Below are 16,407 nucleotides of genomic sequence, written 5' to 3' on the forward strand. Positions count from 1 at the left end.
TCAGCCATAAACCCATTCACGGTAAAGACCCTATCTTTGATGGGGTTGAAACCGCCTACATTCCTATGCTGTTCTCAGGCACGATCACAAAAGCAGTGGTCCATGAGAACGAGCCGGTAGGCTTACGCTTAACCGAAGCAGCCCGCTTTCGCTTGGTTAATTACAGCTACCTAGCCTCTAAGCCTGATAAAGACATTGAGCTACAGCGTTTTCGTATCGACTACGACGATAAGTTTAGCGAGTTCAAGCCACGCTTTCCAAGTGCGATATTAAGAACGCAGTACGTGCAGCAAAGCCCCTTATGGTACTCAGGCGCTATGAGCGAGGTTATGCAGATAGTCGGCGGTTATGGCAGGCAGGATTTTGCCAATCTACCTGATGAAAAAATAGAGCCGCTTGAGCGTGCTCGCGTTAAGCTGCCATCCGATGTGATGGTCAACATCAATAAAGAGTTGCAATCTTTACGCTTGCCAGCTTATACCGGCATACCAAATGCTGACGGTAGCTTCCAGTTTGACTATAAATTTAACAACACCAATGCTATTGGTTTTGATGATAGAGATAAGCCATGGCTTCTACGCATAAGCCCTAGTGGCATTTACGCCATGCCATTACCCATCGTGCCAGCCACAAGGACGGATGCTTTTAGGCGTTATATGTATCTGATGGGTGACGACGAGATACTAGCTATACTTGATCGTTTTGGTGGTATGCCAAGTGGTGAGGCGTTTCCTGAGTATCGACATTTTGAAGCATGGCGTCGTGCTGGTGCGATCATAAAGGTGTGTGAGGTATCAGATTTTTACTCGCATATTGCCTATAGCAGTGCGTGCGGCTGGTCACTAAACAGCAAAGGCACCGAAGGCTATAACACTTGCTATGACTATTACGATGATGAAGGACTAGGGTATGGCTTAACTTATAAGTTAAAACTAAACCTAGTATCAACAGACGAGTATTACGGCGCAAAGCAAGTGGCACTTGCTGATGAAGGCCCTATTGCAAATAAGGTGCGTTTGTATCTCAATCAATTCATTCCGACACTTGGTAGTACCAGCGACGATAGGGCGATACTTTATAAGCTGCGACGTGCGACATCGGTTGATATCTATCAGCGCGCATTAGGGCGTATGGGTGATGATAAGCAAGAGCGTGACTATTGGCACAACTTAGAAATGAAACCTATCGCTAATCATAGTGGTAGTGTATCTGAGGTGTATCGCGGTTATTTGTATCATGGTGCTAAGTTCCAGTTTCAGCCTCAAATTAAATTCCCTGAGCCATTGGTTGGCGCTTGTATCTCACATGACTTTTTACCACTGCTTAGTGGTCGCTATGCGGATAAGTACCCGAACAGCGATACCATTATGTTCGCTTACTACGTGGGCGACAGCTTAAAGACGGTTAAGTATTTTGTGAATTGGGATGATTACCAGCAAGAAACGCAGGGGAATTTTGAGCAATACATGCGAGCTGGTAGTTGGTGGCAAGAAGAAACCAGCGGTCGCTCAGGCGTGCAAGGGTATTTCTACAGTTCAGATATTGACGATAGAGAAATCGTATCGCCAAACACAACCTACACCACGATTGTTGGTGAGGATAAGGGATTTGACACCAAGCCAGCGTTCTCATTTGATTATGTGTTTTCTATGGTTGGCACATTATTTCGCAATCGATACTACACGCATAAGACCAATGTGGTCAGTAAGAGAGATAGAACGATTGATGTGGCTGTTTGCATACCTTATTTATGCCGCAATGCAATCTTGCAAGCCAAACGCGAGTCAATACCCGAAGTCAGAAAATCAGAGTCATACCAACTGCTATCAGTACGCGACCCTACCTCTTATCGCTACTGGACATACCACTTTGTTTACGCATGGCAAGGCATGGATATTAAAAACCCTAAAGGAAACCCTTATCCATCTAACGGCAATCCGGTGTGGGTAGAAACTATGAGCTATGGTCCAAGTGAGGCCAATAGTTTTGCAGATAACGGCGACTGGGTAGGCGGCTTGCCAGCAGATTATACATGGCTTATTCACCCTGATAGCAATGTATGGCAAGCACAAGGCGGCGGCGGCGCGCCAACGGTTGATAGTTACTCGAGATCAGAGCCAGCAACCAGCGAAAGTAGCGGTATGGTAAAACTCAGTATGGCTGGCAATCCTGACGTGGTGAATAACAAGATGCCCGACAGTATGTATTTTTTAGGCTCGCCCACTGATTTTGGTAATTATTTTTACCGTGATGCTTGCCAAGTTGTGTTTGGTGAAACGACGTATCGAAACGTATCAGAACCCAGCGCATCCTCACCACGCGCCAAATGGGGTTACACGCGCCTTGTTGATAACCAGTCAGCACATCATTTTATTGGAGTGATCAATGAGTAATTATAGAGATGACAATCAAGACACGGCGATAGCTTCTGATAGAACCTTTGGCGGCTTACGTGCAATCGTTGAGGAATTGCTGCGCGTATCGGACGCCTTATTATTTGGTATCGCAATCACAGTATCAAGCAGCGCACTTGCCAGCGACGAGGTGATAGATAGCAGTATTCAAGTCTTACACGACAGCGCTTTCATATCTGAGCAAGTAACAGACACCAAGTCAGCAAGTGAGCTACACACAGATAGCGCCAAAGCAGATGAGCAATATCAGCATGGTTTATTGGCGGTGCTATCCGATAGCGCTATTGCTAATGATGCGCCGCTAAGTGGTAGCACGCAATCAATCACCAATGACAGCGCCCAAGTATCTGACAGCACGACCAGCCAGCGTATTGTCACACAGTTAATTACTGACAGCGCGCGTGCCAAAGATAGTATCACAGCGATTGAACGTGACTTGATTATTGATAGCCTGGTTGTTGCTGATAGCACCACCGATAAGCTGCAAGCGGTACAGTTAATCAATGACAGCGCTGGCGTGACTGATAGTGCTACTGGCAGTATCGCCACCCTTGTTACAGACAGCGCCTTTGCTTATGGGCAGCCATTCACTCAGCGCAATGTCGTAAGTTTTGTGGCAGACAGTACGCCTATCGGTGACAGCCTGCTATTCAATCGTGCCGATATTATCATCGATGACATAGCTATCAGCGACACGACTACAGGCAAGTTTGGCGCGGCTGGCACGCTGATTGATACGGCAGTCATAAGCGATACTGTCCTTGATAGTATTATTCAAAACGCTGTCATCATGGACAGCATCGCTATCACTGACGAGGTGATAGATAAGCTCGATGCCACGGTAGTCATTATCGATGGCGCAGTGATTGAGGATAACGTGCTCAGTAGTGGCGGCGCTCAAGGTCAGGCGTGGACAGCAAGCGTCGATAGCTGGGCGATGAGTCGCTACAATCCTTACAACTACAATCGCCTAGTCGTTATCAATGGTGTGCTGTACGGTGAAGCGGATGATGGTATTTATCGCCTTGACCAAGAGGTAGATGCGGTAACCGCCATCGTTAAGACTGGCAAGATGGATTTAAGTGGCGGCCAACTCACACACCCAGCCAGTGCCTACCTTGAATATGAGCTAGATGGCGGTGCCAGCATGACGGTACACAGCACCCAAAAGGGTATCGAGCAGCAATATACCTACCTGCTACCAAACGAGGTTGCTAATGAATTGACCAATGGCCGCTTTATCTTTGGTCGCGGCCTGCGTGGTCGTCACTTTGCTTTTGAATTAATCATGATCGGTACGCATGGGCATATCAATGACCTGACTATCGAGCACTTACCAACCAGTCGGAGAGTATAAGATGGCCTTAACCATTAGAGGTGCGATAGCAGACAACATGCTACACCGAGCCACGGACACCGTGGTTGCAAAGATAAAAGATTTGGATAGCTTATCAAGACGCTACAACAATGAGTTGTCAATGGCATTGCGAGATATTGGCGATATCACCATTGGCGATGTGGTAGCACCCACAAGACCACCAACGCCCGAAGCAGTAGTGCCAACCTATGATATCGGCGCATTCCCAACCTTTGATCCTGCTAGCCTAACCATTCCTGCCATGCCCAACATGACGGATATTGATAGGTTTTTAAGTAATCTTGATGTCTCAGACTTAGGCCCCGAACCCGAAGCACCAGCTGAGATATCTATCACACCGCCGCAAGCACCCGAGCTTGAACGGGTAGACCTGCCAGCACGTCCAGATATTATAACCACGGTTGCCCTCCCTGATGCGCCGACCATTGACCCCATTGTCATGCCTGAGCGCCATCAAACGACAATCAGCATCGATATCCCTGACTTGCCAACGATTGATGCGGTCGCAGCGCCCGATAGACCGGACGTTGATTTAACGGTCAACATGCCAGTCGCGCCAACACTGAGCGAGCACGCCGCACCCAACGAGCCGGACTTTGATACCAGTGTCACACTACCAACACTTGACGCTATCGATAAGCTGAACGCACCGCAAAGGCCTGACGTCGATGTCAATGTGGACATGCCAGCAGACTTTGACCTGGTACTGCCAGAGCTTGCACAGCTCGAAGCATTAAAGATTGATGACTTTGTGATGCCCGAGCTGAATCTGCCGGACATGCCAAACACTGACCATCAATTTGATGAGATGGATTTTAACGAGGACTGGTGGCAAGAGCCGACCGCTTACGATCATCCGCTGTATGACGACCTCATAACGGTTGCAAGTGACATGCTCAATAAGCCTGAAAACTTTGGCTTGCCTGAAGCAGTGGTACGTGCTTTGTTTGACAAGCCACGCGAGCGTATCAGCGCCGAGGTTGAGCGCAGCGTACAAGAGGCGACAAACACTTGGGCAAGTCGTGGCTTTAGTATGCCGCCTGGTATGCTTGCCAGGCAAGTGAACGTCGCAAGACAAGAGGGCCAGCTACGTGTCGCTGATTTAAACCGTGATGTATTCATGGAAGCCAGTAAGATGCAAATCGATGCGCTAAAATTTGCGGTCGAGAAAGGTATGGCACTTGAGCAAGCGACTTATAACCGCTGGCTTGATACGACCAATCGATTATTTGAAGTAGCCAAGTACAATGTCGAGGCAAACTTTCGCTTGTATGAATATCAATTCACTATCTTTAATGCGCAAAACGAAGGCTTTAAGATACTGGTCGATACTTATAAGACCAAGCTTGATATGTTCGTCAGTAAAATCAGGCTGGAGATTGAGAGTAAGGTCGCCCAAGGTCAGCTGAACGCGCAAGAGTTAGAAGTCTATAAGGCAAAATTGGCTGGCGCGACCGCTGATGGTGAATTATTTAAAACCAAGATGCTTGCTGTTCAGATGCGTGTCGATATCATCAAGGCGCAGTTTGATGTCTATAAAACGGACATGCAGGCTTATGCTGAGCAACTAGGCGCTGAACGCCTGAAGCTTGAAAAATACGATATTGAAATGCGCGGCGCTCAAACCAAGGTCGGTATCGCCCAGACACAAGCAGATATCTACGCTAAGCGCATACAAGCCTATGGCGGTAAGCTTGATGGCGAACGATTAAAGCTTGAGCTGTATAAAGCCAGTATCGATGGTGAGCAAGCCAAGCTTGGCGTAGCGCAGACGCAAGCACAGATATACGGCACTGACATTCAAGCTTACACCGCCAAACTTGGTGGCGAAAAAGTCAAGCTTGAGATGCACGAGGCAGCACTACGCGGCGAAGCTATCAAGGCTGGCATCATGCAGACCGAGGCTGGTATCTATGAAACCGATGTACGGGCAGCATTGGCACAATCAGAGTCCGGTAAGCTCATGCTTGCTAGCTTTGAGGCGCAGATTAAAGCCAAGCAAGCAGAGCTCGGTATCGGTGAGACACAGGCGAGAATATACGCCAGTGATATCGATGCCTATAAAGCCCAGAACGACGCGCAGAAAGTGAAGTTTGACGCCTTTGACAGTCAGGTGAAAGCGGAGACGGCCAAGGCTGAAATCTATGACAGCACCGTAAGAGCGTTTGCTAGTCGTGTTCAAAGCTATGCTTCAAAAAGTGATGTTAAGGTTAAGCAGGCGCAGATTAACATTGATGCCGCTCGCGCTTATGTGACCACATACCTTGCTGATGTTGATGGGTTTAAAGCAGAGCTGCAAGCAGGGCTTAGTGAGGTGCAATACAATACTCAAGTGTTCCAAGCGCAAGTCGATGGCTGGCGCGCACAAGTGGCGGCCAATACTGCCGACAGTGAGATGCAGTCTAAGTACACTGATATGAATACTCGTACCAACTTGGCTTATGCTGAGATGCAGATTAGCGAGTACAATGCCAAGGTCAGTCAAGCGCAGGAGCAGGCACGTATCGCACTAGAGGCTGCTAAGGCAACTGGTCAATATACCGCGCAACTAGCAGCAGGCGCTATGAGTGCGGCGCATGTGTCAGCGAGTATCAGCGGTTCAGGTAGCGCGAGTGTGGGTTCGAGTGATAGTGAAAGCGAATCTACCAGTCATAACTATAGTTACTAGCCAGCGCAAAAACAAAAGCCCCGCATGATTGTGGGGCTTTTTATTGTCAAAAATTAATACTTAGCGCGTTTAATTACACTGCATCTGACCGCCGATGTTTTGGCAAACCCCGCCCGTAGATGGAAAGTAAGTCTCGCCAGCGCCCTTATTGTATCTTGTGCCGTCTGTGCCCCAGCAACCAGCGCCATCGCAATTCACAATAGCGCTCGGTGCGGTGTTGTTGACAATAGGAGCGCTGTACTGATAAGGCTGGTCATTACTTGGTGTGTAATAAGTCGGCGCGCGCACCATGCTTTCGGTGGGTGATGTTTCCAGTAAGGTGTTTTGATAATCGTAACGACTGCCATAATCGGTGTCTTGAACGTCATACTCATCGAGCAAGCTACTTTGCTCGGCCTCTGACTGCGGCGCTCTATTTTCTGCCACAAATCTTGCAATTTCTTGCCGACGTATTTCATCTTCTGCTATTTGCTCTTGCAGCCAAGTATCGCTTTCTTGTGCGTAGGTATCTGCAAATCCATCAACCCCAATATCATCGTCGCCATAAGTTTCAAGATAGGGGCTAGGCTTATCATTTTGTTGTGGCACATAAGCAACTTTAGTTTTTTCAAGTAAGGAGGGTATGACAACAGAGGCAATGATACCTATAAAAACCATAGCGCCAATGGCTATAAAGTATCTTTTAAAAGCGCTCTTTTCTTGATCATTCAATTCATCTTTGGGCATGAAGTAAAAAGCTATGTGAACAAACGGGCTAAAAATCACTGCCGCAATAGCCAACAAGGAGCTGTATCCCCACATAATTCTAACCGTTTGAAATAAATACCAAAGTGCCGATATCGTGACGATGATACTCGCCAAGCCAATCATATAAATAACAACGTCTTCCATGGCCCACCCACCCCTATAAGGTTTTAAGAAACTTAGTATATCCGCCATACTTATCTAAAGTCTAATTGAATTATAGGTGATGGTTATGGCATTTGGAGCAATGGGTGGCGCAGGTGGCTCTTGGGATGATGAAGAGAAAAAGAAAAGAGAGCGATTGCGTAACACGAATAGCGTTCTAGGTATCAGTGGCATTGGTCAGATGGCTAACGAAGCAGCGGCTCGCAACAAGGCCTCACAAGAAATTAGAACGCCTTATAACTCTACGGCAGAATCTCGTGCCAGCAATGCAGCGCTTCTAAATAAAATAGGGGTCGATCCAACCAACCCATACGTGAAGGGCGTGCCTAAACCCGAACCAGCTAATAACTATCCTTCTGTTTATGCTGGCAAGCAACAATCAATACCAGAGGAAGCAATATCTGGCACCTACGTTGAGCAGCCGCAGCAGACCACACCGCCACGCATCGGCTTTAATCCCGTAAATAATCCGCAAGCTATTAAAAATAATGGCTCAGGATTCCGTATGCCAAACGCGCCGCGCCGCACCATGGCTGAACAACAAGAGCGTCAAGCCTTGCTACGTGATGCCAGTACCGCACATAAAGGCGCGCAGAATGGACAGCTTACCGCCAGTCAGATGCAGCTAAGAGCTGGCATTATTGGCGCTGACGATAAGTATAAAAACGATCAGTACGGCGCACAGCTTGGTGCAGCAAGTCAGATGGCGCAAGCGCAAATGTCGCAAGATGGTGCCAATCAACGTGCCGTCTTAGGTGAAGCTGGCACCAATGCTCGCTTAAACTCTCAGCTTGGTTTTGATGCAGCTAAGTTTCAGCAGACAGCCGCCGCAGAACAGCAGAGATCTGGACTTGATGCTCGCCGCTTAGATATGGAGCAGGCGAATAATGACGTGGCGAATTTTGCACCGAAGCAGCTTAATGCCTTGTATGAAAAATACGATGCCGCGCAGAGTGACGAAGATAGAAGCGCAATCGCTAAGCAAATTCAGGCGCTCAAAGGCGTGGCCGATAAGAAAAGCAAACCGATTGTTATTACTCAAACAGGTGAATCGCCGTTGCCAGGCGACTTGGGCGGCGTTAAGAAAAACCCGTCTATCATTTACGACCCTGATAGTAATGAGTTTATTAACCTACCAAAGAAAGAGATTAACTTTTCTGACCCCGAAGTCCTTGCCATCGTAGGCAACAGAGACTTGAGTGACGAAGAAATGCAAGCCCAGATTGCCGCCCTATACAGTTAAGGTAAATACCAATGAGTGATTACAGAAAAGACGAAGACCCAGCATTGGAAGCGGCTCGCCAGCGCAGCCAACAGATAGCTCAATTCATTAAAGAGAATCGCGCCGCACCAAACAAAGGGATTGGTGGGCATGTACGCGACCTAGGATTAACTGCATTATCTGGTGCGGTATCTGTTCCTGAATTGGCAGTAGGTTTGGCTGACATTCCAACTGGCGGGCGAGTTGGTAAGTTTTTAGAGAACGAGGACGGCGCGTTTGGCTTTCGCCCGGGCGAGGCGAAGGCGGCAATCGCTGGCGCTAAAACAAAACGCTCGCAAGAACAGTTGCAAGAATTTACCGATACCGAAGGACTTGGTAGTAAAGTTGGTTACGCACTAAAAAACCCTTCACTAATTACCAATACTGTAGTGGAATCCCTGCCGTCCATGTTTGCAGGCGGCGTCATTGGTCGCGGACTTGGCGCAGCTGCTAAAGGTTTATCGCCAGTGGCCGCTGGCGCGTTAGGTGAAGGCGCAGTCGGTGCTGGCCTTGCCGCTGAACAGATACGTCAGCAAACTGACGATGGATTATTGACTGGCAAGCAAGCAGGACTTGCCGCTGCTACTGGTGCCACGACCGCAGGCTTTGGTTATGCTGGTGGTCGCCTTGCTCGCAAACTTGGTATCGGTGATATTGATACCATCGTCGCTGGTGGTGGTCGTACTGCCACACCTGGCAGTGAAATTATTGGTAGTATCTGAAACCATCCTACAGAACGAAGCGCTTGGTCGTCCACTTGATGAAGGCGTGACTGATGCCGCCGCACTTGGCTTATTATCCGGTGCTGCTATGGGCGCTGGCGCTGGCATGTTTGCCCGTAATCGCAGACCAGAAGACAGAATTACACCCACTGAAGACATGGGGCAAGAGGACGCAAACTACGGTCCAACCAATCCTAATAATCCGCTATCTGGCAGAGGTCTTCCTAATCCTACACCATTACTTGAAAACCAAGCAGCGCCCCAACTTGGCTTTCAAGGCAGAGCCAGTAATCAGTTTAATGCAGGACCAGACGGCGAAGTATTCACAGGCGACCAGTACAATGAGTACCTAGCAGGTCAGCAGGAGCGTGCAAGGCAGGCGCGTGATAGCGGAGGTCTTCAAGATATCAGGGACATAACCCCTACGCCACAAGGTTATGACCAAGCAGGTAATGACCCACGCTTGCCAGCGCCAGACGGTACGGATTTTACCGCTAGTCAAGACGGTCAGGTTTATGGCCGTGATGATATTAACACCAGGTTAAGCCAAGAACGTGATGCCGCAGCTGAGCGCCGAGCGCGTATTGCTCGCGGTGAAATCATAGACAGAACACCGATACCAGAAGCGCCAAAACCGTCTGAGCTAATGGGACTTGATCCAAACAAAGGCAGCCTATCAGCGGCAGCAGCATTGGCAGTTGATAGTGGTGCCAGCGACGTTGGTAATCAGCTTCGCGATGCAGTAGCGCAAGAACCACAGATGAGCGTTTGGCAGTCAGGAATGATGGATAGGCTATCAAATGCTGATCAGAATAACAGCACCTATGCACGACTGGCACAAGCGATGCAAAACGAACCCGCTTCAGTGTCAGAAAAAGCACGCCTTATGCGCGAGGCTGACGCACTACCACGCGCTGAAGTTGCCGCCAAGCAGATTAAGCCTAATACTCGCGTGCTTGATGAAAGCCGCGCCCAAACGCGAGCCTACACACCTGAAGGCAAAGAAGTGCAAGCACAGTGGGATGTGGTTGATGCTAGTGACCTTGTGACCAGTAACACTGATAACTTTACCATCAATCCAAACTTCCCAGCGGCACGCCAGCCGCGTGACCGCACACGAGCCAGCGCCCAGCAACAAGTTAATGAAATTGCCAGTAAACTGCAACCAAACTTACTTGGCGAAAGCCCGGACGTATCAACTGGCGCGCCGTTTGTTGGTGCCAATGACAACGTAGTCGACTCAGGTAATGGCCGTAGTATGGCAATCCGCCGTGTCTATCAAGAAGGTGGCGAGAAGGCTGGCGAGTACCGTCAGTTTGTCAACGAGCAGGCTGCTAAGTTTGGCCTTGATACTGACGCCGTTAATATGATGCAGTCACCGGTACTGGTGCGCCGCAATACTTCAGACATGGATAGAGATGAGTTTGCACGCGCCGCCAACAAGCCGACTGCCGCACGTATGAGTAGTACCGAGCAAGCAGCAAGCGATGCCAAAAATCTACCTGATGCCAGCCTATTGTCATTCAATGGTGACGGCAATATGAGCTTGTATCAAAGCCAGTCATACCTTAAAAACTTCATTGCAGGACTGCCAAGCACCGAGCAATCAGCCATGATGGATGACAAAGGCGCATTGTCACGCGAAGGCAAGAGCCGTATTGAGGCGGCCATCGTGCAAGATGCCTATAACAATCCGCGCCTGGTGTCTGCCATATCAGAGAAGCTTGATAACGATACCACCAATGTACTTCGCGCAGTGACCGATAAAGCGCCGCAAATCAGTCAGATTAATGCAGATATTAAGACGGGTGATGTTTATGACAATACGCTGGCGCGTGATATCGCAGACGCCACACAAGCTTATATAGACCTTAAAAATACCGATAAGAATATCAACGACTATTTATCACAAGATAGTTTACTTGGTGATGGCCTGACCGATGGTGCCAAAGAAATACTAAGTGTGCTATCAGACAACAGACGATCAGCCAAAGCGATTGGCGAGTATATTCAAGAGCGCATTAATGCTGTCACTGGTCGCGGCAATCCAAAGCAGGGCGGTCTATCGTTTGATGACGAGTTTGAAACTGACGCGCCTAATGTACTTAATAATGAGCCAGCCACGCAACTTACGGATGAAAACCCTACGGTTAATATTCCATCGCCTAAGCAAACTAGACCGAAGGTTGAGTCTACCGAGCCGCCAGTACGTGATGTGCCAATAGGTGAGTGGGTAGATGGCATGAATAACGCTATCGATAGAAATCTTGCTAAGCAAAAAACTGATAGTGCAGCGGATGCACCCAAGACAGCGACTGCCCCAGAGGTTAGTAACGAGAAAGGCCCGACTAGCTATAGACTACCTACCAAAGAAGAGTCTTACTGGAACTTATCTGCCCCATCTACCGAAAGAGAATCGGTGCTGGTAGATGCTGTATCACAAGCGCTTGATGAAGGTATTATTTATAACAAAGACCTGAACAAGCGAGTTGCTGAAATACTAAACATTCCTCAATCTGTTTTGGATGTAAATACCAGAAATACAGAGAATGGTGACTTTGGTTATGACGTATTCAACGCTAGAAAAAAGGTTGAGGCAAACAACCGTGATAACGGCAACAACAAAGCAAGAGAGCGTTTAAAATCTCGCCTTTCTGTAGGTCGAAATATTGGCACCATTGTTATCGATAATGGCAAGACATTGCGTCGAGCCACCATTGAATCCATGGATGGTAAGTCAGTCAAGATAGCTGGCACGACTGGAAGTAAGCGATTAATGTATGGTGTGAATTACTCTACATTAGAAGACGCTATTAAGCGTGCGGAAGATGAAGGCAAACGAGAAAAGTTTGCTCCACTAGAAGTCGCAACAGCCGTTACTGAAAGCGAAGCAACCCCTGAATCTAAGCTTGCAGAGAAGTACGGCTTTAACGATAGCAATAAACTTGATCATGGCGAACTATCTATCCCAAATCGCACAAAGAATATCGATAACGAGATTGATAGGTATAAAGCGGACAAGGCCAAGCAAGACAAACGCGAGCGCGAAGACAAGCGCTTCTTAGCCAATGAGCGCGAGGCAGCCCGAAAGCCTGCGCGAGAGCGTGCTGACGAACTTTATAAGCAGCATGGCAAGGTATTGAGAGCCAGAGTTAAGGATAAAATTTATGGTACAGGGAATACGCCTGCCGAGTGGTTAAAGAACGAGGCGAGAGCAAACCCTGAAAACTTTATAAAAATGGCTGAACAGATAATCAGCGAAAGTGAGGCAGAAACCAATCCTCAATTGCCAGTAGATAAACCGGAAACGAAGGCCGAAAGCCCAGCAAAACCGCCTCAGTCTTCTGTAGTAAAAACGGAAACAACACCAGAAACACAAAAACCTACTAGTGATTGGCAAACGCAAATGAATGGCAATGAGTTCCGTATTAACGAAGACGGTATTACTGTACGCAAGCATGACCGAGTTGTTCATATTCGCGGTGCAAATTCCATTACAGCCAACAAGAAAGCGAAAGAGCTTGCTAACCAAGATATTCGAGAGCTTCATTATATCGCTGCAAAAGAAGATGCTAATGACCCGTTTAGTGAGGGTTCTATCTGGCTTGATGGTAATGGAGATATGGTACGCAAAAAAGGAACCAAGAAACCTACTGGCTCCTTACTGCCAATCCTAAAGCAAGCTGAAGCCGAAACCAAAAAACCTACAGCCAAAAAAGCAGACACCCCAGCCACGCCTATCGAGACAGTCGCAGAGATTGAAGATTTTGGTGAGAAAATAACTGGGGCGCGTAAAGACATGGATTCCTTTTATCAAAAAGAAATCACTGATGACGACATATCAAACCAACCGCTTAGTAAGACATGGCCTAAAAAAGATATTGACGCAATTGAAGATAAGCAGACAGCAGCGCTCGCTACTGTCTTACGTGGCACGATACCTAGCAAGCCACGCCAAGGCTACAATCTTAAAGGATGGGTGGAAAAAGTTAAGAACGCACGCGGTATCATGCAGCAGATAATGAATGATGGCGAAATGGTTGAGAGGTTTATCGACTCACTAACCAAGGTTAAAAGCTTGCAGACTACCGGCTATCATGCACAGCTACTAACTAATATCGATAGAGAGCAATGGTCACGAGTGACAGCAGTAGACCATCGCCCTTACTATACGGTAAAAAATGATGACGGCAGCACTTCGCCTGATATGAGTTTTGATATCACTGTTGATAAACGCCGCCACGTTATCCTTACTGAAAACAAGCAGATATCAGAAGTGGTAGATAAGGTAAATGAAATTTTATCAGGTGAAGTGAAAGCACCAACATTGAAATTTGATTTATACAGTCGTGGTCGTGGCGATGCTAAATCGTGGTTTATCACCCAAACCAGTGATAAAGATAAGACGCCGCTGATTACCTTTAACGATAGAGATACTGCTAGAGCGTTCTTAAAAGAAAATAACAATGAGTTATCGGAACTTTGGGCACAGCATAAAGAGAAGGTGAATGTTAAAAAAACCGATACCCGTTCACGACAAAACCGTGAGCGTATTGGTCCCGACCATCGAGGCGGCTTGGATGTAACCACTGAGCAATTCATGGAAGCGTTTGGCTTGCGTGGTGGTCAGTTTGGCAACTGGGTTAAGCAAGGCGCTAACACTAAAGACCGTCAAGGCATGCTGAATGAAACTTATGATGCCTTCATGGACTTGGCAGGCGTGCTCAATATTCCACCAGAAGCAATCGGACTGGGCGGTAAGCTTGGCATGTCGTTTGGTGCCCGTGGTAAAGGTGCAGCGATGGCACACTATGAGCCGTCACAAGTGGTGATTAATCTAACCAAAACCAAAGGTGCTGGGACGCTCGCACACGAGTGGTTCCATGCTTTAGACCATCACTTCACATCATTTCGTGATAGTTCGGACAGAAACAAGACCCGTGAAGGTACTTATATTACCTATAAGCCCGAACCGTCTATGATGTACACACCTCAAAAAGGCAGAGGGTATTTAATCAGCAAGCCTGCGCTTAAAAAACGCCAGGCAAACAGTAAAGACTCGATGTACGACGCTGAAAATTGGGCACCAGACCCAGCTCATCCAGAAGGCGTCAGACCAAAAGTTGAAGAAGCGTTTGCTGATTTGGTTAATGCGCTTAACGACTCACCAATGAAAGACCGCGCCACTACTATTGATAAAGGCGCAACTGACGGTTATTGGTCACGTATTATCGAGCGTGCAGCACGTGCGTTTGAAAGCTACATTATCCACAAGCTTGATAAGCAAGGCGCACGCAGCGACTTCTTAGCCAACGTCACACCAGAGAATGCCTTCCCCCGCAATATGGACAGATACCCATACTTACTTGAGAGCGAAATGGCACCGGTCGCTGAAGCGTTTGATAACTTATTTGCTACCCTTGACAGTAAAGCCTCAGAAGATGGTAACGGTAAGACACTATTCAGTCGCGCCGGTCAAATGAAGCAGACGATGGATAACGTCAAAGCTGGCGCGATTGGCAGCACGCAGACCACCCGCCAGCAAGTCATTAGCAAATTGAGCGATAAGTTTGGCAAAGAGACTATTAGTAAGCTCATGGCTGATGGCAAGCTTGATATCAAAGTATTGTCTGATTATGTGGTCGATGGAAAGCTAACCATTCCTAGTGACGTGGATGGCTTATACCACAACGGCAAGGCCACCTTGATTGCAGACAACCTATCTGACGATATGATTATCCCGACCTTCTTACATGAGCTCGGTGGTCATGGCGGTATGCAAACGCTCATGGATAAGAAAGCCTACGACGCGCTGATGAGAGATTTTGACAGCCTGGTTAAAGCAGGCGACCCATTAGCTATGCAAGCAAAAGCGATGGCGGATAAAGTCGCACGTAATGAGCAAGACGCACTCGATGAGTATCTGCCGTACCTAATCACACTCGCCTCACGCCAGCAAGCCAAGCAAGGCAAAATTGCTGGCATGATTAATCGTATGGTGATGGCGATACGCTCATGGCTGAAAAATACACTTGGCGTACCGATTGCCATTAACTCACAAGATATCTTGTCACTGGCTGAACGCATGGTAAACGAGATTGAAAAGCAAGGCTCGCTAGACAATGTGGCCAATGCAGCGCCGCAGTTTAGCGACCCAAATATTCCTGATAAACAGATGCAGGACGTGCGCGATAAGTACGAAGGTACAGACGAGTGGATGAAGGCGCCTAATGGTAGCGATACCAATTTGACTGAGCAGCAATGGTTGCAAGTTCGCACGCCAGCGTTTAAAGAATGGTTTGGGGATTGGGAAGGTGATGCTGCTAATGCTAGCAAGGTGGTTGATGATAATGGCGAGCCGATGGTGGTTTATCATGGTACGCCTAATAATAATTTCAACACGTTTGATAAGTCAAAGCAGACAACAAACACAGGATTTTCCGAAAGCAATGCTTTTTTCTTCACACCTCACATCGAGTACGCAATAGGTTATTCTGAGTTCTATGAAGATAGTGACGAGAATATAGAGTGGATGATGGAGAATGAAGGTAAGCCGCTGAGTGAAGATAGAGGTGTCAAGCATGTTTTTCTAAAAATCATAAACCCAGTCTACGGTAATACAGGACATAGAGGTGCTGGCAAAGTGCTATCGGACGCTGAAAGAAATGGCAGCGATGGTGTACTGTCTAATCAAACGGGCAATATCGGAGCTGAGATTGCGGTATTCGAGCCAAATCAAATCAAATCCGCCACCGACAACGCTGGCACGTTTGATAACTCAAATCCTGATATCCGTTACAGCCGCGCCGCTGGCATGAGTGATCAACTCGACCCACGCAATATTGCTCGCGAGTCTATGACACGTCTTTACGACTGGGCAAGCTCAGCACCTCCAGGCAAGCTGTCTTGGTGGCATAAAACCATTGGCACCATGTATAACTTGGCACAGCGTAACCCGTACTTTAAACCTGTCTTCGAGAACACTGAGAAGTTTATCAATGACGTATCATTCTATGCAGCCAAAGCCTCAGAGCTTGCGCCAAGACTGTTACCGC

7 protein-coding genes are annotated in these 16,407 nt (G+C 47.8%); 6 read left to right on the forward strand and 1 reads right to left on the reverse strand.

Annotation, left to right across the window (positions count from 1 at the left end):
* The 3 genes from V7D75_RS10490 to V7D75_RS10500 all read left to right on the forward strand — a co-directional run.
* On the forward strand, positions 1–2,393 hold a 2,393-nt coding region (locus V7D75_RS10490), incomplete at its 5' end, for a hypothetical protein (protein WP_333614517.1).
* Entirely contained in the window at positions 2,386–3,771 is a 1,386-nt protein-coding gene (locus V7D75_RS10495) for a hypothetical protein (protein ID WP_333614518.1), read from the forward strand. The genes V7D75_RS10490 and V7D75_RS10495, both read left to right, overlap by 8 nt.
* Before the next feature lies 1 nt (position 3,772).
* The gene (locus tag V7D75_RS10500; protein WP_333614519.1) at positions 3,773–6,460 is read left to right on the forward strand and encodes a hypothetical protein; all 2,688 of its coding nucleotides are present in this window, start codon (positions 3,773–3,775) and stop codon (positions 6,458–6,460) included.
* A gap of 69 nt (positions 6,461–6,529) precedes the next feature.
* Here the strand turns inward: V7D75_RS10500 and V7D75_RS10505 are convergent, their stop codons facing one another.
* A complete protein-coding gene (locus V7D75_RS10505; RefSeq protein WP_333614520.1) occupies positions 6,530–7,351 on the reverse strand; it encodes a hypothetical protein in 822 nt (273 codons plus the stop codon).
* A gap of 85 nt (positions 7,352–7,436) precedes the next feature.
* On the opposite strand from V7D75_RS10505, the gene V7D75_RS10510 reads away from it, so the two are divergent.
* The 3 genes from V7D75_RS10510 to V7D75_RS10520 form a co-directional block, all read left to right on the forward strand.
* Positions 7,437–8,612 (forward strand): hypothetical protein, encoded by a 1,176-nt coding sequence (locus V7D75_RS10510; RefSeq protein WP_333614521.1) that lies wholly within the window; start codon positions 7,437–7,439, stop codon positions 8,610–8,612.
* A gap of 11 nt (positions 8,613–8,623) precedes the next feature.
* Positions 8,624–9,352: a hypothetical protein gene (locus V7D75_RS10515; RefSeq protein ID WP_333614522.1), complete on the forward strand. Its 729-nt coding sequence runs from the start codon at positions 8,624–8,626 to the stop codon at positions 9,350–9,352.
* On the forward strand, positions 9,243–16,407 hold a 7,165-nt coding region (locus tag V7D75_RS10520), incomplete at its 3' end, for an LPD5 domain-containing protein (protein ID WP_333614523.1). The genes V7D75_RS10515 and V7D75_RS10520, both read left to right, overlap by 110 nt.

Source organism: Psychrobacter sp., from assembly GCF_036731945.1.
Lineage (GTDB): Bacteria > Pseudomonadota > Gammaproteobacteria > Pseudomonadales > Moraxellaceae > Psychrobacter.